Origin of the sequence: Ruegeria discodermiae, assembly GCF_030758345.1 — a bacterium.
Taxonomy (GTDB): Bacteria; Pseudomonadota; Alphaproteobacteria; order Rhodobacterales; family Rhodobacteraceae; genus Ruegeria_C.
In genome coordinates this window covers 483671-501579 of record NZ_JAVAMO010000001.1, presented here as the reverse complement: position 1 = coordinate 501579, position 17909 = coordinate 483671, and the positions used below count along the sequence as shown (strand labels likewise).

The 17909-nt window shown below is 62.5% G+C and carries 20 protein-coding genes; 12 read left to right on the top strand and 8 right to left on the bottom strand.

Features of this window, described 5'->3' with window-relative positions:
• Positions 1-125 precede the first annotated feature (125 nt).
• The 7 genes from lptF to Q5Y75_RS02470 all read left to right on the top strand — a co-directional run bounded on the left by lptF (position 126) and on the right by Q5Y75_RS02470 (position 7927).
• A complete protein-coding gene (gene lptF, locus Q5Y75_RS02500; protein WP_306193972.1) occupies positions 126-1265 on the top strand; it encodes an LPS export ABC transporter permease LptF in 1140 nt (379 codons plus the stop codon).
• Positions 1262-2359: an LPS export ABC transporter permease LptG gene (gene lptG, locus Q5Y75_RS02495; RefSeq protein WP_306193970.1), complete on the top strand. Its 1098-nt coding sequence runs from the start codon at positions 1262-1264 to the stop codon at positions 2357-2359. The genes lptF and lptG overlap by 4 nt, the downstream gene beginning before the upstream one ends.
• Positions 2359-4515, top strand: coding sequence for an LPS-assembly protein LptD (locus Q5Y75_RS02490; protein ID WP_306193968.1), 2157 nt, complete (start codon positions 2359-2361; stop codon positions 4513-4515). The genes lptG and Q5Y75_RS02490 overlap by 1 nt, the downstream gene beginning before the upstream one ends.
• Positions 4500-5738: a peptidylprolyl isomerase gene (locus Q5Y75_RS02485; protein ID WP_371933220.1), complete on the top strand. Its 1239-nt coding sequence runs from the start codon at positions 4500-4502 to the stop codon at positions 5736-5738. Before Q5Y75_RS02490 ends, Q5Y75_RS02485 begins: the two co-directional genes overlap by 16 nt.
• Positions 5735-6718: a 4-hydroxythreonine-4-phosphate dehydrogenase PdxA gene (gene pdxA, locus Q5Y75_RS02480; RefSeq protein ID WP_306193964.1), complete on the top strand. Its 984-nt coding sequence runs from the start codon at positions 5735-5737 to the stop codon at positions 6716-6718. Before Q5Y75_RS02485 ends, pdxA begins: the two co-directional genes overlap by 4 nt.
• Positions 6715-7557 (top strand): 16S rRNA (adenine(1518)-N(6)/adenine(1519)-N(6))-dimethyltransferase RsmA, encoded by an 843-nt coding sequence (rsmA, locus tag Q5Y75_RS02475; RefSeq protein ID WP_306193962.1) that lies wholly within the window; start codon positions 6715-6717, stop codon positions 7555-7557. Before pdxA ends, rsmA begins: the two co-directional genes overlap by 4 nt.
• A 208-nt stretch (positions 7558-7765) precedes the next feature.
• Positions 7766-7927, top strand: coding sequence for a hypothetical protein (locus tag Q5Y75_RS02470; protein WP_306193960.1), 162 nt, complete (start codon positions 7766-7768; stop codon positions 7925-7927).
• A gap of 87 nt (positions 7928-8014) precedes the next feature.
• On the opposite strand, the gene Q5Y75_RS02465 is transcribed toward Q5Y75_RS02470, so the two are convergent.
• The 3 genes from Q5Y75_RS02465 to prfA all read right to left on the bottom strand — a co-directional run bounded on the left by Q5Y75_RS02465 (position 8015) and on the right by prfA (position 10725).
• The gene (locus Q5Y75_RS02465; protein WP_306193958.1) at positions 8015-8596 is read right to left on the bottom strand and encodes a DUF4167 domain-containing protein; all 582 of its coding nucleotides are present in this window, start codon (positions 8594-8596) and stop codon (positions 8015-8017) included.
• Positions 8597-8827: 231 nt separating this feature from the next.
• On the bottom strand, positions 8828-9673 hold the full coding sequence (gene prmC / locus Q5Y75_RS02460) for a peptide chain release factor N(5)-glutamine methyltransferase (RefSeq protein ID WP_306193955.1): 846 nt from the start codon (positions 9671-9673) through the stop codon (positions 8828-8830).
• Complete coding sequence (prfA, locus tag Q5Y75_RS02455; protein ID WP_306193953.1) at positions 9670-10725, bottom strand: peptide chain release factor 1; 1056 nt, start codon at positions 10723-10725, stop codon at positions 9670-9672. Before prfA ends, prmC begins: the two co-directional genes overlap by 4 nt.
• 63 nt (positions 10726-10788) lie before the next feature.
• Here prfA and Q5Y75_RS02450 point away from each other — a divergent pair, with 63 nt between their 5' ends.
• Complete coding sequence (locus Q5Y75_RS02450; RefSeq protein WP_306193951.1) at positions 10789-11022, top strand: hypothetical protein; 234 nt, start codon at positions 10789-10791, stop codon at positions 11020-11022.
• On the opposite strand, the gene Q5Y75_RS02445 is transcribed toward Q5Y75_RS02450, so the two are convergent.
• The 4 genes from Q5Y75_RS02445 to Q5Y75_RS02430 all read right to left on the bottom strand — a co-directional run bounded on the left by Q5Y75_RS02445 (position 11011) and on the right by Q5Y75_RS02430 (position 14714).
• A complete protein-coding gene (locus tag Q5Y75_RS02445; RefSeq protein WP_306193949.1) occupies positions 11011-11430 on the bottom strand; it encodes a DUF1499 domain-containing protein in 420 nt (139 codons plus the stop codon). The two genes, Q5Y75_RS02450 and Q5Y75_RS02445, sit on opposite strands and share 12 nt — an antisense overlap.
• Positions 11431-11472: 42 nt before the next feature.
• Positions 11473-12420, bottom strand: coding sequence for an agmatinase (speB, locus tag Q5Y75_RS02440; protein ID WP_306193947.1), 948 nt, complete (start codon positions 12418-12420; stop codon positions 11473-11475).
• A 148-nt stretch (positions 12421-12568) separates the two neighbouring features.
• Positions 12569-13531: an agmatinase gene (gene speB / locus Q5Y75_RS02435; protein ID WP_306193945.1), complete on the bottom strand. Its 963-nt coding sequence runs from the start codon at positions 13529-13531 to the stop codon at positions 12569-12571.
• Between the two features lie 16 nt (positions 13532-13547).
• On the bottom strand, positions 13548-14714 hold the full coding sequence (locus Q5Y75_RS02430; protein ID WP_306193943.1) for a M20 aminoacylase family protein: 1167 nt from the start codon (positions 14712-14714) through the stop codon (positions 13548-13550).
• Positions 14715-14778: 64 nt separating this feature from the next.
• Between Q5Y75_RS02430 and mazG the strand changes: the two genes are divergently transcribed.
• The 4 genes from mazG to Q5Y75_RS02410 all read left to right on the top strand — a co-directional run bounded on the left by mazG (position 14779) and on the right by Q5Y75_RS02410 (position 17600).
• Entirely contained in the window at positions 14779-15612 is an 834-nt protein-coding gene (gene mazG, locus Q5Y75_RS02425; RefSeq protein ID WP_306193941.1) for a nucleoside triphosphate pyrophosphohydrolase, read from the top strand.
• A gap of 88 nt (positions 15613-15700) precedes the next feature.
• Positions 15701-16642, top strand: a complete 942-nt coding sequence (locus Q5Y75_RS02420) for a nucleoside hydrolase (RefSeq protein WP_306193939.1) — start codon at positions 15701-15703, stop codon at positions 16640-16642.
• Positions 16639-17151 carry a GrpB family protein gene (locus Q5Y75_RS02415; protein ID WP_306193936.1) on the top strand — a complete coding sequence of 171 codons (513 nt, stop codon included), beginning with the start codon at positions 16639-16641 and terminating at the stop codon, positions 17149-17151. The genes Q5Y75_RS02420 and Q5Y75_RS02415 overlap by 4 nt, the downstream gene beginning before the upstream one ends.
• Positions 17148-17600, top strand: coding sequence for a GNAT family N-acetyltransferase (locus tag Q5Y75_RS02410; RefSeq protein WP_306193933.1), 453 nt, complete (start codon positions 17148-17150; stop codon positions 17598-17600). The genes Q5Y75_RS02415 and Q5Y75_RS02410 overlap by 4 nt, the downstream gene beginning before the upstream one ends.
• Before the next feature lie 32 nt (positions 17601-17632).
• Here Q5Y75_RS02410 and Q5Y75_RS02405 read toward each other — a convergent pair whose 3' ends face one another.
• Entirely contained in the window at positions 17633-17800 is a 168-nt protein-coding gene (locus Q5Y75_RS02405; RefSeq protein WP_306193929.1) for a hypothetical protein, read from the bottom strand.
• Positions 17801-17909: the final 109 nt, after the last annotated feature.

The window sequence follows — 17909 nt, the reverse complement described above, 5'->3', positions numbered from 1 at the left end:
TTGGCATCATTTGCCCCAAGAGGTAACGCGATGCCCCTGCCTTGACCAGATAGCAGTTTTCCCGGCGCATCATTTGATCTAATGTCGCGCGAAAAGAAACGATTGGCAGGTTCGAGGAGATCGCAGTGACACGATACGACAGATATGTGCTGTCGCAGTTTCTGCTCTTCTTCGGGTTTTTTGCCCTGATTCTGGTTGCCGTCTTCTGGATCAACCGGGCGGTGTCGCTGTTTGATACGCTGATCAGCGATGGCCAGTCGGCGCTGGTTTTCCTGGAATTCACTGCGCTGGCCCTGCCCAACCTGATCCGCATGGTTCTGCCTCTGGCGGCGTTTGCGGCGGCGGTCTATGTCACCAACCGGCTCAAGAACGACAGCGAGTTGACGGTGATGCAGGCCACAGGCTCCGGCCCCTGGCGACTGGCACGGCCCGCCATCGTCTTTGGTCTGGTAACCGCGCTGATGATGAGCGCGCTGACCAACTTCCTGCTGCCCTCTTCGATCCAGCAGTTGGAACTACGCCAATCCGAGGTGGCCCGCAATGTCACCGCGCGCCTGTTGACCGAGGGCAGCTTTCTGAACCCGGCCGATGGTGTCACCTTCTATATCCGCCAGATCGACACAGACGGCACGCTCAACGACGTGTTCCTGTCCGATCGCCGCAATCCGGAAGAAAGCACCATCTATACCGGAGCCAAGGCGTTTCTGGTGCGTGATGGCGACAATGCCAATCTGATCATGGTGGACGGGCTGGCACTGCGTCTTAACAAGGCGGGCAACACGCTGTCCTCGACCGCTTTTTCCGACTTTTCTTACGACATTACCAGCCTGATCCGCCGCAGCGAAATGCGCAAACGCAATGTACGCGCCATCCCGACGATCGAAATGATCCGCGACCCCGAAGGAGTCGGGGAACAGGACGAGCTGAGCCCCGGCAAGATCGCCGAAGAGCTGCATCTGCGCTTTGCCCGGGCGCTGGTCTGTATCGCGGTGACGATGATCGGCTATGCCACGCTAATGCTGGGCGGGTTCTCGCGGTTTGGCGTTTGGCAGCAGGCGCTGCTGGCCTTTGTGATCCTGATCTGTCTTGAGGTGCTGCGCGGTGTGGTGTCGGATGCGGTGCTGGAGGATGCCAGCCTCTGGCCGCTGACCTATCTGCCCACGGTGCTGGGGATCGCGATTGCCTGCCTGTTCCTGCAGATCGGATCGCGGCCGCTTTCGGTCATCCTGCGCGGGTCGCGCCAGACCGGGGGACAGGCGACATGATTCTGGACCGCTATTTCGCCCGCCGTTTCATGCAGGGGTTCATGGTGATCGGCATGGTCTTTCTGACCCTCATCCTGCTGATTGACTTGATCGAACAGCTGCGCCGTTTCGAGGGCGAGGATGTCAGCATCGGTCAGATCTTCACCCTGACGCTGCTGAGCGCCCCTGCCGCTATCAACGAAATCCTACCCTTGCTGATGATCCTGTCGACCATCGTGCTGTTTGTCGGGCTGGCGCGCAGCTCGGAATTGGTGGTCACACGCGCCACCGGTCGATCAGGCCTGCGCGTGCTGGTCGCGCCTGTGCTGGTTGCAGCCTGCATCGGCGGGCTTGCGGTCTCGACACTCAACCCGATGGTGGCGGCAACCTCGGAGCGGGTACAGATTCTGGGCGACACCTATCGCAATGGCGGCCCCTCTGTCCTGTCGCTGAGCGGTGAGGGTCTCTGGCTGCGGCAGGGCGATGATCAGGGGCAATCGGTCATCCACGCAACCGGTTTCGAGGAGGACAGCCGCACATTGCAAGGCGTCACCATCCTGACCTATGCCCCCGATGGCGGGCCGCTGCGCCAAATTGATGCTGAAAGCGCGCAACTGGTTGATGACCAATGGATTCTGCGCAACGCCAAGGTCTGGCCGCTGATCGCCGGGATCAACCCGGAAACCAACGCCGCTTTCCATGACACGCTTGAGATCGGCACAACCATCACCGAAGAGCGCATCCGCGACAGTATCGGGCGGCGGCAAAGCATCTCGATCTATGATCTGCCCGAGATGATCCAGCAATTGGGCGAGGCCGGGTTTTCGACCAAGCGGCACGAGGTCTGGCTGCAGGTGGAACTGGCCCGGCCGCTGTTCCTGATTTCGATGGTGTTGATCGGCGCGGCCTTCACCATGCGACACGCGCGCTTTGGCGGTACGGGCATCGCGGTTCTGGCCTCGATCCTGCTGGGCTTCACGCTCTATTTCATTCGCAATTTCGCGCAGGTTCTGGGCGAAAACGGGCAGATTCCCGCGGCGTTGGCCGCCTGGGCACCGCCGGCCGCCGCAATCATGCTGGCGCTGGGTCTGCTGCTGCACGCAGAGGACGGATAATGCCCCGACTGCCCCTTGTCCTCTTGCTTGCCTGTTTGGCTGCGGCCCCTTCCGTGCAAGCGCAGACCACCGCCCTGCCGCCAGACTCCGAAACACTGGAACAGACCCCGGCGCTGCTGGTGGCCGATCAGGTCTTTATCACGCCCGAGCGGCAACTGATCGCAGAAGGCAATGTCGAGGCCTATCAGGGCGACGTGCGGCTGCGGGCGCAAAAGATCACCTTTGACCGCGAAAACGGCACCTTATCCATCGAAGGCCCGATCCGCATCGATCAAGGCGGCGAGATCACTATTCTGGCCAATGCCGCCGAGATGGATCAGGGCTTACAGAACGGCCTGTTGCGCGGCGCGCGCATGGTGTTCGAGCAGCAGGTGCAGCTGGCCTCGCTGCAGATGACCCGCGTCGGAGGCCGCTATACGCAGCTCTACAAGACCGCCGTCACCTCATGTCATGTCTGCGAGGATGGCCGCCCGCCGCTCTGGCAGATCCGGGCGCAGAAGGTGACCCATGATCAGGCCGAGCGGCAGCTCTATTTCGAAGGGGCGCAGTTCCGGGTTCTGGATGTGCCGATCTTCTATTTTCCGGCCCTGCGCCTGCCCGACCCGACGCTTGACCGCGCAAGCGGGTTCCTTGTGCCCTCGATCCGGTCCACCTCGCAATTGGGGGTTGGGGTGCGGGTGCCCTATTTCTTCAAGATCGGCGATCACCGGGATTTGACGCTGACGCCCTACCTGTCGCCCAAGACAAGAACGCTGGGCTTCCGCTATCGGCAGGCCTTCCGGCGCGGTCGCATCAACATCAACGGCGCGTTTACCCGCGATGATATTCTGCCGGGCGAGGACCGAGGGTATCTCTTTGCGGACGGGGCATTTGCGCTGCGCAATGGCTACAAGCTCAGCTTCGACCTCAAAACCGTCTCTGATGATGGCTATCTGCTGGATTACGGCCTGCCCGATTTTGACCGTCTGCGCAGCCAGGTCGCGCTGGAGCGTACCACCCGCGACGAGGCTTTCCTGGCCCGTTTCATTCACTACAAGTCGCTGCGTGACGATGACCAGGATGGCGAGACCGCCTCTGCCGTGATCGATCTGGACTATGAGAGGCGCTATTTCCCGTCCCGGATCGGCGGCGAGTTTCGCCTGAGCTTTGAGGGGCATGCCCATCACAGGTCTTCGAACGAGGACATTGTCGGTCGCGATCTTGCTCGTGCAACGGCCGATGCGGCCTGGGACCGCCGTTGGATTCTGGGCACGGGCCTGCGCACCGATCTGCATCTGGGTACATCGGTGGACGGGTTCGAGATTCGCGACGACACCACCTCTCCCGACAGTATTCTGCGCGCGACACCGCGGGCGGCGCTTACCCTGCGCTATCCGATGACGCGTCGCGAGGACTCCGGTGCCACGCAATATCTCGAACCGATCGCGCAGGTGGGCTGGACCCATGTGACCAATCAGGACGTTCCAAATGACGAAAGCGGCTTTGTTGAATTCGATCAGGGCGATCTGCTGCGCCTGTCACGCTTTCCGGCACCTGATGTGCGCGAGGATGGCGCAACCTTCGTATATGGCCTGAACTGGGCGCGGTTCGATCCGAATGGCTGGCAGGCCTATGCCACGATCGGTCAGGTGTTCCGGCAATACGCGAACGCGAACTTCACCAAGACATCGGGGCTGAACGGCACCTCGTCTGACCTGCTGCTCGCCGGGCAGATTCGCATGGATAACGGGCTGGCCCTGACTACGCGGGGTCTGCTGAACGGGTCGTTCAATTTCAACAAGGCAGAGGTACGGGCAGACTGGTTCAGCGAGCGGCTGAATTTCAGCAGCACCTATCTCTGGCTTGGGCGTGATCCGCAGGAAGACCGTGACATGGCAGTCTCGGAAGTGTGGTTTGATGGTGGCTATCAGGTCGATCCGAACTGGCGGGCGCTGGCGGATGTGCGCTATGATATTCAGGACTCGCGCGCGGTGCGAACCGGGATCGGAGCCATCTACAAGAACGAATGCCTGACCATTAACATTTCCCTGAGCCGCCGCTATACATCCTCAACCAGCGTGGAACCGTCCACGGACTTCGGAATCTCGCTTTCACTGGACGGGTTTGCCGTCGAAGGCGCAAGCAAAGAATACAGGCGATCATGCAGAAAGACCTGACACAGTTGACGAGACCTCTCGCGCTTGGCATCGCCCTGGTGCTGAGCGTGATCCTGACCCAGGGTACGGCGCAGGCGCAGGGCCTGTTCTCGCCCGCGATCCGCGTCAATCAGGGGATCATCACCAATTTCGAACTCGAGCAGCGTGTCAGGTTCATGGATATCCTGAACCTGCCCGGCGACCCCGAAAAAGACGCCCGCCAAGCGCTGATCGACGACCGCCTGCGCCAACAGGTGATTGGCGAGGCCGGAATCGAGGTGGCGCCTGAGGATGTGCAGCTTGGGATCGACGAATTTGCCAGCCGCGCCGATCTGACGGGCGAAGAGTTTGTTGAGGCGTTGACCGACGTTGGTATTTCACAGGAAACGCTGCGCGATTTCGTCCGTAACCAGTTAGCTTGGCGCGATTATGTTCAGGCGCGCTACCTGTCACAGGCCCGCCCCACCCAGCAGGAGATCGACCGCGCGCTGGGTCAGGCAGGTGGCAGCGGCGGGTTGCGGGTGCTGATGTCGGAGGTGATCATTCCGATCACCCCTCAGACCCTTGCGCAAGCCGAGGAGCTGGCCAAAGAGATTTCGCAAGTCCAGGGTTATGACGCTTTCTCAGCCGCTGCAGCGCAGTATTCGGCGTCAGATACGCGCACCAATGGTGGCCGCCTAGAATGGTTGCCCATCACTCAGATCCCGCCCGCCCTGCAGCCCCAGATCCTGGCGCTGGCCCCCGGTGACATCACACCGCCGATCCCGCTGCCCAACGCCATTGCCCTGTTCCAGATGCGCGGCATTCAGGAAGTCGCAACCGGCACGCCCCCCTATGCGAGCATCGATTATGCCACCTATTTCATCTCCGGTGGCCGCACCCCTGAAGCGCTGTCCAGGGCCGCCGAAATCACTGAGCGGATCGATACCTGCGATGATCTTTATGGCATCGCCAAGGGCCAGCCCGAAACCGTGCTGGAACGCAAAAACGTGAAGCCCTCGGAAATCCCCAAGGATATCGCGCTGGAGCTGGCCAAGCTCGACCCCGACGAGGTCTCGACCACGCTGACCCGCAACAATGGCCAGACACTGGTGCTGCTCATGCTCTGCAGCCGGACCCGCGATCTGGGCGATGATGCCTCGCGTGAGGATGTGGCCCGCGCCTTGACCGAACAACGCCTGAACGCCTTTGCCGCCAGCCTGATGGAACAGTTGCGCGCCGACGCGGTGATCGTCGAGCAATGAGCGAGCTGCCCATCGCGCTCAGCTGCGGCGAACCGGCCGGGATCGGCCCGGAGATCGCGCAGAGCGCGTGGCAGGCGCTGCGCGATACCTGCCCCTTTGTCTGGATCGGCGATCCCCGCCACCTGCCCGCCGGTACACCGATCGTGACGGTTGCGGACCCGGCGACTGCGGGGGCGATCTCGGCCTCGGCGCTGCCGGTGCTGCCGCTGCCCTTTGCGGGCAGCACGGCGCCCGGCCAGCCCGACCCGCGTAACGCCAAAGGCGTGATCTCGGCCATCGAGACCGGCGTCGATCTGGTACGCTCCGGCCACGCCTCAGCGCTCTGTACCGCGCCGATCCACAAGAAGGCGCTGATTGACGGGGCCAGCTTCGCCTATCCCGGCCATACCGAGTTTCTGGCTGCTCTGGGCGAGGTGAACCATGTGGTGATGATGCTGGCCAGCGACGCACTACGCGTGGTGCCCGCCACGATCCACATCCCGCTTGCGCAGGTGCCTTCGGCCCTGACCCCCGACCTGCTGCGCAACACCGTCGCCATCACCGCACAAGGCCTGACTGATCAGTTCGGCATTACCGAGCCAAGGCTCGCCATAGCGGGCCTCAATCCGCATGCCGGCGAAGGCGGCGCGATGGGGCAGGAAGAACTGGACTGGATCGCGCCCCTGATTGCACAGATGCAATCCGAAGGCCTGCGCATCACGGGCCCGCACCCCGCCGACACGATGTTTCACGCCGCCGCAAGGGCGCGCTATGACGCCGCCATCGCCATGTATCACGACCAGGCGCTGATCCCAATCAAGACGCTCGATTTCGACCAGGGCGTGAATATCACCCTTGGCCTGCCCTTCATCCGCACCTCACCCGATCACGGCACCGCGTTTGACATCGCCGGTAAGGGTGTTGCCAACCCGACAAGCCTGATCGAGGCGTTGAAACTGGCGCAGAAGATGGCAAAGACCCGCAAAGGCGCGCCTCAATGAGCGCCATCGACACTCTGCCGCCCCTGCGTGAGGTCATCGCGACCCATCAGCTATCCGCGCGCAAATCGCTGGGCCAGAACTTCCTACTGGATCTGAACCTGACCGCCAAGATCGCCCGGCAGGCAGGCGCGCTTTCGGAATGCGACGTGCTGGAGATCGGACCCGGCCCCGGCGGATTGACCCGGGGCCTGCTGGCTGAGGGCGCGCGCCAGGTTCTGGCGGTGGAAAAGGACACGCGCTGCATACCTGCGCTGCAAGAGGTCGCCGCCGCCTATCCCGGTCGGCTGGAGGTTCTCAATGGTGACGCGCTGGAGGTCGACCCGCTGGCCCATCTCACACCACCGATTCGGGTCGCAGCCAACCTGCCCTACAATATCGGCACCGAATTACTGGTGCGCTGGCTAACGCCGAAAGACTGGCCGCCCTTCTGGCAGAGCCTGACGCTGATGTTCCAGCGCGAAGTGGCGGATCGCATCGTGGCGCAGCCCGGCAGCAAGGCCTATGGGCGGCTGGCCATCCTGGCCCAATGGCGGGCCGAGGCGCGAATCGTGATGTCCCTGCCGCCCGGCGCCTTCACCCCGCCGCCCAAAGTGTCCAGCGCCGTGGTCCACCTGACCGCCCTGCCCGCGCCGCGCTTTCCGGCCGATCCGCAGGTGCTGAGCCGCGTGGTCGCCGCCGCCTTCAACCAGCGCCGCAAGATGCTGCGCGCCGCGCTCAAGGGCGTCAGCCCGGATATCGAGGACCGGTTGCTGGCGGCGGGAATCAAGCCCACCGAGCGCGCCGAGCAGGTCTCGCTTGAGGCATTCTGCAGTCTCGCCCGCCAGATCGAGGAGGGTTAAACGCCGCCGCGCAGGTGGAAAAGCCGCTCCAATCCGCTCTCATTGACGCCAAAATCGCGATAATGAGGGCGTAAAACCCTTCATTGTTCGGAATAGCAGCGCTCACGGGCCTCAAAATCAGCGAAGTGAACAAAATCACAGTCCGGACGGCGCTGATCGGCTAAGCTAATAGCCCTGTTGGTCAGTTTCTGTGTGTGTGAGGCCCGTTTTGAAAACCATTCATCACCCAAACAACGCTTTTTCAGCGGCGCGCGATGCGTCTTCGCGCAAAGCCAGCGACGCTGGCGCGGTCTTTCCCGTGCTTGAGTTGGTCATCTTTGCCTGCGCCTTCGGCGTGACCGGCGCGCTGGCGGCATTCATCCTGTCCTGATCCCGCGCATCTGCGCGCAATCGAGAACGCACATCTAATAGAACGCCCGGCTTGATCCGCAGGCGTTCCAACGCAGTTTTTTCGATCTTATTCTGCCGCTTCGGGCGCGTCACCGGAGTCAGCGGCGGGCGTCGTGGCCTCGGCGCTGTCACTGGCTTTAGGCTTGCGGGTCCGAGGTCGGCGCGCCGGTTTCTTGGGCTTGCTTTCCGGCGTTTCGACCAATCCGCTATCGCCCGACTGATCCTCACCCGCCACGTCCAGAACATCGGGCTGCGTCGTTTCTGCCGGGTCGACAACGGGGGCAGGTTGCGCCGGAGCCGGGGCCGCCGCTTCGCGCTCCTGACGTTCCGCGCGTTCGCGGTCGCGCTCTGCCTGGCGTTCGCGGTTCTGGCGCTCCTGCTCTTCGCGCCGCGCATCCATCTCACGCTGCGCTTCGCTCAGAAGCCGCAGGTAATGTTCGGCATGCTGCTGGAAGTTCTCGGTGGCCACGCGGTCATTGGCAAGCTGCGCATCGCGGGCAAGCTGGTTGTATTTATCAATGATCTGCTGCGGCGTACCGCGCACCTTGCCTTCGGGGCCGGAGCTGTCAAACACGCGATTGACGACATTGCCACCAGAGGGCCGGTTACGGTTGTTCTTCGACCGCGAACGGGATTTGGACGATCTCATTTTGTTTTAGTCAGCCTTGTCTTTCGAATGTCGACCACCCTGTTTTCCGCTTCATGCGACCACTTGCGCCGGGTATCGACTTTTTGGGCTTGGTGTCGCGGGCGAGCCTAATGCCTCATCCGCTGCGACATGTCTGAGTAAACACGTCCTGCCGCCACAAACAAGAGGGCAGTTCGAAAAAAACGAAAATTTGCGCGTGATATGGCTATTTGACGCTTGAGAGAGCCGGTTTCAGCCGGGATGTTGCGCCTGAATGACCCGGTCATGGCCGGAAAGATCGCGGATCGCCTGCACCTGCGCCAGCCCCGCCGCTTGCACCAGAGCGCTAACCGCCTCTGCCTGTGTGGCGCCTATCTCAAGGATCAGGCGTCCTCCGGGCTCCAGAAAATCGCAGGCCGAGGCAGCGATCTGGCGATAGGCCTCCAGCCCGTCCCCGCCATCGGTCAGCGCCATTTCCGGCTCATGTTCGCGCACTTCGGCGGCGAGGCCGGGCATTTCATCCAGCGCGATATAAGGCGGGTTGGCGACGATCAGATCGAACTTGCCTTGAACCGCACCGAACCAGTCCGAGCGCCTGATCTCGGCTCGATCCTCGACCCGGTGCAGCACCGCATTGGCGCTGGCCTGCAGGCAGGCGGCCTCACTCAAATCAACGCCGATCCCGGTGGCATCGGGGCGTTCGGCCAGCAGCGTCACCAGAATACAGCCCGAGCCCACGCCCAGATCCAGCACTCGCTCAAACGGCAGCGACAGCGCCACCTCGATCAGGGTTTCGGTTTCGGGGCGCGGGTCCAGCACGTCGCGGCTCAGCTTGAAGCGGCGGCCATAGAATTCCCGCTCGCCCAGCAGGTGCGAGACCGGCACCCGTATGGCGCGCAGGGCGATCAGATGGTCGTAGCGCTCGGCAATCTCGAGAGCCAGATCCTCGGGCGCGATGAGCGTCACGCGGCTGGCCTCGATCCGCGCGGCATGGGCCAGCAGCACCCGCGCGTCGCGGGCTGGGTTGGGCACGCCTGCGGCCCGCAACCGGGCTGTGGCCGCAACCATCGCCTGCGCGGCTGTCTGCGCCGTGGTCATTGGCCCATCTCGGCCAGCAGCCGCGCCTGATCATCGGCGGTCAGCGCATCGATCACCTCATCCAGATCGCCCTGCATCACCTGATCGAGCTTGTAGAGCGTCAGGTTGATCCGATGGTCGGTCATGCGGCCTTGCGGAAAATTATAGGTTCGGATGCGCTCCGACCGGTCGCCCGAGCCCACCTGGCTGGCCCGATCCGCCGAGCGTTCGCTGTCGATCCGCTGGCGTTCCAGATCATAGAGCCGGGTCTTGAGCACCTGCATGGCGATCTCGCGGTTGCGGTGCTGGGATTTCTCGGAGCTGGTGACCACGATGCCGCTGGGGATATGGGTGATCCGCACGGCGGAATCGGTGGTGTTCACATGCTGCCCCCCTGCCCCGGAACTGCGCATCGTGTCGATCCGCAGATCGTTGGCGTCGATCTGCACATCGACATCCTCGGCCTCAGGCAGCACGGCCACGGTGGCCGCCGAGGTATGGATACGCCCGCCGCTTTCGGTGGTCGGCACCCGCTGGACCCGGTGCACGCCGGATTCGTATTTCATCCGGGCAAAGACATTCTCGCCCTTGATATGCACCACAACCTCTTTGATGCCGCCTAGTTCGGTGACCTGCTCCTCGACAATCTCGAATTTCCAGCCGCGCGCCTCGCAAAAGCGCTGATACATGCGCAGGAGGTCCCCGGCGAACAAGGCCGCCTCATCCCCTCCGGTACCGGGACGGATTTCCAGCATCGCGGCGCGCGCATCGGCCTCGTCGCGGGGCAGCAAAGCCAGTTGCAACGCGTGCTCGGCCTGCGGCAGCTGTTCGCGCAGGGCGGGCAGTTCCTCTTCGGCGAGTTCCTTCATGTCGGGGTCCGACAGCATGGCCTCGGCCTCGGCCAGATCGGCGAGAATCTGACGCCAGGCGGCGATCTGGTCCACCACCGGTTTCAGATCGGAATACTCCTTTGCCAGCCGGGCGATATCACCGCCCGCCGCGCCATCGGCCATGGCCGCTTCGAGGTACTGAAACCTTTGGGTAATCTGTTCTAGTCGTTCTTCAGGAACCATCCCGGCGGTGTCCGATATCGCGGGGCTTTGGTCAAGAGCTTAGACTGTGCTAGGCTTCCGGCCATGATACGACACCTGTTTGTTTTTCTGCTGATCGCCAGCCCGGTTCTGGCCGATGTCACGGGTCCCGGCGGCAAGGTTCAGGACTGTTATTGCACCGACAAGAGCGGGTCGCGCATCGAGTTGGGGCAGACAATCTGCATGCAGGTCGATGGGCGTATGTTCATGGCGCAATGCCAGATGTCGCTGAACGTACCGATGTGGCGCGAGGTTCAGAAGGGCTGCTTATCCTCCTGACGGCATCTGCGCGATCCAGGCTTCGACCCGCGCGCGATTGACGCCGAGGTCAGACCTGCCAAAGCGCAGCCTTGCATAAATGCGCAATATCTCACCCTGTTGTTGCGCCGTGGTGTAGTCGGGAAAACCAAAGACCTTGCTGCGGGTGATATAGGTGATCATCCCCTGATCGAGCGATCCGGCCAGCACCCTGGTACCCGGATCGGCGCGCGCCACCTCATCGAACTGTTTGAGCGCCTCCGGCCCCGCCTGCAGCACCCGCAACACACTGCCGCGCGTATCAGCATCGCTGTCCCCAACCGGGGCCACGTGCCATTCTGTCACCTCAGACGGCGCAAGGCGGATATAGCCCAGAACCACAACAACGGCGATCAACAGCACCCAAATCAGCATCGCGATCCGTCCCAAGCCCGGTTCCTCATGGTTGTGGCCATTGCGGCGAGACCCAGCCTAGCGCGCCGCAACACCAGGCAGAACGCAAATCAGCTCATAGAGTAGATTTGCCGCAGTCAGCGCGGTGTTCCCGGACGGATCATAAGGCGGCGAGACCTCGACCAGATCGCAACCGACGATATTGGCCGCGCTCAGCGCATGGATCAGCTCCAACGCCTGCGGCGTGGTCAGCCCGCCAATCTCAGGTGTGCCGGTGCCGGGCGCATAGGCCGGATCGAGGCTGTCGATATCATAGGTGACATAAACGGGCCTCTCTCCGATCTCCTTGCAAATCTCGACTCCCAGCGGTGCCAGGCTCTTGTGCCAGAGATCCCAGGCCGGGAATTGCCGGAACCCCCAGCCCTGCGCCTCACTGAAATCCGTCGCGGCATAGCCCGAGCCGCGAATGCCGATCTGATAGGTCCGGTCGGGCTGGATCAGCCCCTCTTCATAAGCGCGGCGAAAGACGGTGCCATGGGTCTCGCGCTCGCCGAACATATCGTCATTCACATCGGCATGGGCATCCACATGGACCAGCGCTACAGGGCCGTGTTTGGCTGCAATAGCGCGCAGGATCGGCAGGGTGATCGAGTGATCGCCCCCCATCGCCACCGGGATCACGTCAGAGCTCAGGATCGAGGAATAACTGTCGCGGATAATCTTCAGACTGTCGGACAACGAGAACGTGTTGATCGCCAGATCACCGATATCAGCGACCTGCAAACTTTCGAAGGGCGCTGCCCCGGTGGCCATGTTATAAGGCCGGATCATCGCGCTTTCCGCCCGGATCTGCTTGGGTCCGAACCGCGTGCCCGACCGCCAAGAGGTGCCGATATCCATCGGAATACCCAGCACGGCCACGTCCAGCCCGTCCAAATTGGTCGCCTGCGGCAGCCGCATGAAGGTGTTGGGTCCGGAAAACCGCGCCAGATCATTGCCGCTGATGGGTTGGTTGAACTCGCTCATGCTCTTTGCTTCTCCCACCCGGTCTTATTGCCAACTACAGCGAATACCGGAAGTATGACTAACCAAATGTTAAGACCCCGAAAGATCGGGCTGCGCACCAGCACACCAACCGGAGCAACAGCGCCGATAACCCCGCGCAGAGTGCCCTTCATCTGAATTTGTTCCATCCCAGCAGGCAGATGATCTCGGTGGCGATATGGGCGCCGGCGATGGCCGTCGCCCCGGTAGTGTCGAAGGGGGGCGAGACCTCGACCACGTCGCCGCCCTTGATGTTGATCCCGGCGATGTCGCGCAGGATGATCGAGGATTGGATCGAGCTCATCCCGCCCCAGACCGGGGTGCCGGTGCCGGGCGCAAAGGCCGGGTCCAGCCCGTCGATATCAAAGCTCAGATAGACCGGGTGGTCACCCAGAATCTCCTTGATCTTGCGCGCCGTGGCGGCTGGCCCGGCCTCGTAAACCTCGCGCGCGTCGATGATGTTCACGCCCAGCGTGTCGTCATTGGTGGTTCTGATCCCCACCTGAACCGAGCGCACCGGGTCCACCAGCCCCGATTTCACCGCCTTGTAGAACATGGTGCCATGATCGACTCGGGTCATGTCGTCGTCGACCCAGGTGTCGGTATGGGCGTCAAATTGCAGCAGCGACATCGGCCCGTATTTTTCGGCATAGGCCTTGAGAATTGGGAAGCTGATATAGTGATCACCCCCCAAAGTGACCGAGGCGACGTTCGCCGCCAGAATGCCTCGGATATGATCGCTTACGGTATCGGGAAAGGCGGGCACATTGGCATAATCGAAGGCGACATCGCCATAATCGACGATGGCCAGCTCGCTCAGCGCATCAAAAGGCCAGCCATAGGGCGCATCGGGCGATTGCAGCGCGCTGGCTTCGCGGATCGCGCGCGGGCCCAGCCGCGTGCCGGGCCGATTGGTCGCCGCCTGATCGAAGGGCACGCCGGTCACCGCGATATCGACGCCGCGCAGATCCTTGGTGTATTTGCGCCGCAGGAACGAGGTCGCCCCGCCAAATGTGTTCTCGAAAGACGGCCCGCGCAGATCGGTGCGGGTAAAGGCCTCATCCACCTGATTTTTTGCATCTTCCAGTGCCATTCCCAAATACCCTTCCCTACCGCGCCAGCGGTTGCGCCGTTTCGACCAGGCGGGCAAAGAACGACGCCCCGATCGGTGCCACCTGATCGTTGAAATTGTATTCGGGATGGTGCAGCCCTGAGCTATCGCCCTGTCCCAGAAACAGGTAAGCGCCGGGCCGGGCCTGCAGCATGTAGGAAAAATCCTCTGCCCCCATCTCGCGCCCCGTATCCGGGATCACCCGATGCTCGCCTGCAACGTCACGCGCAACCGCGGCGGCAAACCGCGTCTTATCGGGGTGGTTGATGGTTGCCGGATAGCCGATCTCATAGTCCAAGCGTGCCTCGACCCCGTAACTGGCCGCCTGCCCGGCCACGATCTGTTCCATGCGCCCCTGCACCATCGCCTGCACCGCCGGGTCGAAGGTCCGGATGGTGCCGTTCAGATAGGCGGTGTCGGGGATCACATTGTCCACCGTCCCGGCATGGATTTGCGTCACCGAGATCACGAGATCATCCAGCGCATAATGGTTGCGGCTGACGATGGTCTGAAGCGCCTGCGCGATGCCGCAGGCGGCCATCACCGGGTCTCGGGCCTCATGCGGCATGGCGCCGTGCCCGCCGACGCCCTTCACATGCACGTGGAACGTATCCACCGCCGCCATGATCGGACCGGGCGTGGTATAAAACCCGCCTTCGCCAAAGCCCGGCGCATTATGCAGCGCGTAGACTTCGCTAATATCGAACCGGTTCATGATGCCCTCCTGCACCATGATTTCCGCGCCGCCGCCAGCCTCTTCGGCGGGCTGGAAGATCAGCGCGACGCGTCCCGCGAAATTGCGCGTCTCGGCCAGATAGCGCGCGGCCCCCAGTAACATCGTGGTATGGCCGTCATGGCCGCAGGCATGCATGCACCCCTCATGCTCCGAGGCATAATCCAGCCCCGTCGCCTCAGTGATCGGCAACCCATCCATATCGGCGCGCAAGCCAATGGTCGCCCCGTCACCACGCCCGTTGATGATCGCGACAAGCCCCGTGCGGGCGATCCCCTCATGCAGCTCATCCACCCCAAACGCGCGCAGCTTCGCCGCCACAAACGCCGAGGTCTTGGGGCAATCCAGCCCGAGTTCGGGGATAGTATGCAGATGCTGACGCCATGCCGTCATGTCGCTCGCATAATCGGCAATGCGGTTTACAACGGGCATGGGGTGGACTCCTGCGTCAACGTCGGGAATTGATGCATCAGACACCGGAACAGGGGCCGCCGCAATGACAGATAATGCTTTGATCAATGACAGCGATGCCGGGATCGAGCGGTTGCTGGAAATCATGCGCCGCCTGCGCGATCCCGAGACCGGCTGCCCCTGGGATATCGAACAGGATTTCGCCACCATCGCCCCTTACACGATCGAAGAGGCCTATGAGGTTGCCGACGCCATCGAACGAGAGGCCTGGGACGAGTTGAAGGGCGAGCTGGGCGATCTGCTGTTCCAGTCGGTCTTTCACGCGCAGATGGCCAGCGAGGCGGGCCATTTCACCTTTCAGGACGTGGTGCGCACCATGTCCGACAAGATGGTCGACCGCCACCCGCATGTCTTCGGCGACGAATCCCGCGACAAATCCGCCGAACAGCAGACGCTGGACTGGGAAACCATCAAAGCGGCAGAGCGCGCGGGCAAGGAACAGAAGGGTGCGCTGGACGGGGTGGCCGCCAATCTGCCCGCTCTGCTGCGCGCCCATAAGCTGCAGAAACGCGCCGCCCGCGTCGGCTTTGACTGGCCCGATGCCAGTCATGTGCTGGCCAAGATCACCGAAGAGGCCGCCGAGCTGGAAGAGGCGCGCAACGCCAAGGACCCCGACGCGCTGGAGGATGAGTTTGGCGATCTGCTCTTCGTGATGGTCAATCTGGGCCGCCATCTGGGGATCGAGCCCGAAGCCGCCCTGCGCCGCACCAACGCCAAGTTCACCCGTCGCTTTGCCGCCGTCGAAGACCGGCTGGCGCTGCGCGGCAGAACCCCGTCAGAAAGCGATCTGGCCGAGATGGATGCGCTCTGGGACGAGGTCAAGCACGAAGAAAAACAGGCGGCGCGACAGACCGCCTGATGGCGGTTCCCGGCTTGTGCCGCACACACCCTCTGGACAGGGCGCGGCCCCGATGCGACTGTCCCGCCGCAGCTGACAGGAGCCGCCCATGACCGCCCGCAAGATCATTATCGACACCGATCCCGGACAGGATGACGCCGTTGCGATCCTGCTGGCGCTGGCCAGCCCCGACGAGATCGATGTGCTGGGCATCACCGCCGTTGCAGGCAATGTGCCGCTGCGTCTGACCGCCAAAAATGCCCGCATTGTCTGTGAGTTGGCGGGCCATCCTGATGTGCCGGTCTATGCGGGGTGTGACGCGCCGCTCAAACGCAAGCTGGTCACGGCGGAACATGTGCATGGCAAGACAGGCCTCGACGGGCCGGTGCTGCCCGACCCAGAGATGCCGCTGGCCGAAGGCCATGCGGTCGATTTCATCATCGACACGCTGCGCCGCGAACCTTCGGGCACGGTCACGCTCTGCCCTCTGGGGCCGCTCACCAATATCGCCAGCGCTTTCCAAAAGGCGCCCGATATCATCCCGCGGGTGCAGGAGATCGTGTTGATGGGCGGCGCCTATTTCGAGGTGGGTAACATCACGCCCGCTGCTGAATTCAACATCTATGTCGACCCTGAAGCCGCTGATATCGTTTTCAAATCCGGCATTCATATTGTTGTGATGCCGCTGGATGTCACCCATGATGCTCTGGTCACACCACACCGCAATGACGCCTTCCGCGCGTTGAACAGCAAGATCGGCCATGCCGTCGCCGAGATGACGGACTTTTTCGAACGCTTCGACAAGGAAAAATATGGCTCCGACGGCGCGCCCCTGCATGATCCCTGCGTGACCGCCTATCTGATACGCCCTGAGCTGTTTTCGGGCCGCCATATCAATGTGGAAATCGAAACGCAGTCGGAACTGACCCTCGGCATGACGGTCGCCGACTGGTGGCGCGTAACGGGCCGCACACCCAACGCGATGTTCATGGGCGAGATCGACGCGGACGGTTTCTTTGAGCTGCTGACCGAGCGTCTGGCCCGGCTATGAGCCTGCTTTCGGCCCCTGATCCGACCTGGCCCGCCCAGGCGCAGGCCGAGGCTGAACGCTGGCGCAGCTCCGGCATGCAGGGCCTGATCGCGATCCATCATATCGGCTCGACCGCCGTCCCCGGACTGCCCGCCAAACCGATCATCGATCTGCTGCCGGTTTTCGAGCGGCTTGAGGCCTGCGACGCGGCGCGCCAGCCTATCGAAGCGCTTGGCTACGAATGGATGGGCGCGTTTGGGCTGCCCGGGCGGCGTTATATGCGTCGCGACGACCCGGAAACAGGAACGCGTCTGATCCACGCGCATTGTTATGCCGCCGGATCGGCAGAAATAACCCGCCATCTTGCCTTCCGCGACGCGCTGCGTCAGAACGCAGCTCTCAGGGCGGCTTACAGCTCGGTCAAGGCCAGATGCGCCGCTCTGCACCCGGGCGATCACAGGGCTTATGGCGCGTGCAAATCCGGCTGGATCGATAAAACCGAACGCACAGCATTGGAGCGTCAGACATGAGCGCGCAACTCCGCCTCGCCCAGCCAGAGGATCTGCCCCGGCTCATGGGCCTTGTTGCGGCCTTTCACGCCGAAATGGGCATTGATCAGGACGAAGAGCATCGGCACGCGGCCTTGCTACCGCTGCTGCAGGGCATCCCCCATGGCTGCATCTACCTGATCGGCCCGGCCCGCGCGCCGCTGGGCTATATCATCCTGACCTTCGGCTGGTCGGTGGAATTTGGCGGCATGGACGCGTTTGTGGATGAGATCTATATCCGCCCTGCGGTCCGACGCCGCGGCATTGCCAGCGAAACACTGCTGGAACTGCCAAAGGCGCTTGCGACAGGGGGGATCAAGGCGGTTCATCTTGAGGTCGACCGCGAAGATTCCGCCGCGCAGAAGCTCTATCTGCGCAGCGGGTTCAAATCGCGCGAACGCTACATGCTTATGAGCCGTTCGCTGGGGTGACAGGCCGAGTCAAGAGTCTGTCCTGGAAACCGCTAGATACCTGCGGGCGGGACATAACAATCGGCGGCATCCAGTTCCTTGACCGGATCTTCCGGACCGCATTGCTCACCCGTGACAGGATAGGTGTCTTCTTTGACGCAAGCGCCCAACAGGGCAAGGGTTGCAACGGCGGCAAGCAGGGCTTTTGTAAAGGGGGTCATTTGCGCTTCCTCTTTTGAAGTCATGCGCAAAATCTGCCACTTGAGCACAGGCGCGGTCCTTGATCCCAATCAATTTTCAGGATGACGTTGCGGCGGTCTGATCCGGTTC

Excerpts from the sequence above, each read along its gene's own strand:
- lptG (WP_306193970.1), top strand. The coding sequence starts at position 1,262 with ATGATTCTGGACCGCTATTTCGCCCGCCGTTTCATGCAGGGGTTCATG.
- Q5Y75_RS02490 (WP_306193968.1), top strand. The coding sequence starts at position 2,359 with ATGCCCCGACTGCCCCTTGTCCTCTTGCTTGCCTGTTTGGCTGCGGCC.
- Q5Y75_RS02485 (WP_371933220.1), top strand. The coding sequence starts at position 4,500 with ATGCAGAAAGACCTGACACAGTTGACGAGACCTCTCGCGCTTGGCATC.
- pdxA (WP_306193964.1), top strand. The coding sequence starts at position 5,735 with ATGAGCGAGCTGCCCATCGCGCTCAGCTGCGGCGAACCGGCCGGGATC.
- rsmA (WP_306193962.1), top strand. The coding sequence starts at position 6,715 with ATGAGCGCCATCGACACTCTGCCGCCCCTGCGTGAGGTCATCGCGACC.
- Q5Y75_RS02465 (WP_306193958.1), bottom strand. The coding sequence starts at position 8,596 with ATGAGATCGTCCAAATCCCGTTCGCGGTCGAAGAACAACCGTAACCGG.
- prmC (WP_306193955.1), bottom strand. The coding sequence starts at position 9,673 with ATGACCACGGCGCAGACAGCCGCGCAGGCGATGGTTGCGGCCACAGCC.
- prfA (WP_306193953.1), bottom strand. The coding sequence starts at position 10,725 with ATGGTTCCTGAAGAACGACTAGAACAGATTACCCAAAGGTTTCAGTAC.
- Q5Y75_RS02450 (WP_306193951.1), top strand. The coding sequence starts at position 10,789 with ATGATACGACACCTGTTTGTTTTTCTGCTGATCGCCAGCCCGGTTCTG.
- speB (WP_306193947.1), bottom strand. The coding sequence starts at position 12,420 with ATGAGCGAGTTCAACCAACCCATCAGCGGCAATGATCTGGCGCGGTTT.
- speB (WP_306193945.1), bottom strand. The coding sequence starts at position 13,531 with ATGGCACTGGAAGATGCAAAAAATCAGGTGGATGAGGCCTTTACCCGC.
- Q5Y75_RS02430 (WP_306193943.1), bottom strand. The coding sequence starts at position 14,714 with ATGCCCGTTGTAAACCGCATTGCCGATTATGCGAGCGACATGACGGCA.
- mazG (WP_306193941.1), top strand. The coding sequence starts at position 14,779 with ATGACAGATAATGCTTTGATCAATGACAGCGATGCCGGGATCGAGCGG.
- Q5Y75_RS02420 (WP_306193939.1), top strand. The coding sequence starts at position 15,701 with ATGACCGCCCGCAAGATCATTATCGACACCGATCCCGGACAGGATGAC.
- Q5Y75_RS02415 (WP_306193936.1), top strand. The coding sequence starts at position 16,639 with ATGAGCCTGCTTTCGGCCCCTGATCCGACCTGGCCCGCCCAGGCGCAG.
- Q5Y75_RS02410 (WP_306193933.1), top strand. The coding sequence starts at position 17,148 with ATGAGCGCGCAACTCCGCCTCGCCCAGCCAGAGGATCTGCCCCGGCTC.
- Q5Y75_RS02405 (WP_306193929.1), bottom strand. The coding sequence starts at position 17,800 with ATGACCCCCTTTACAAAAGCCCTGCTTGCCGCCGTTGCAACCCTTGCC.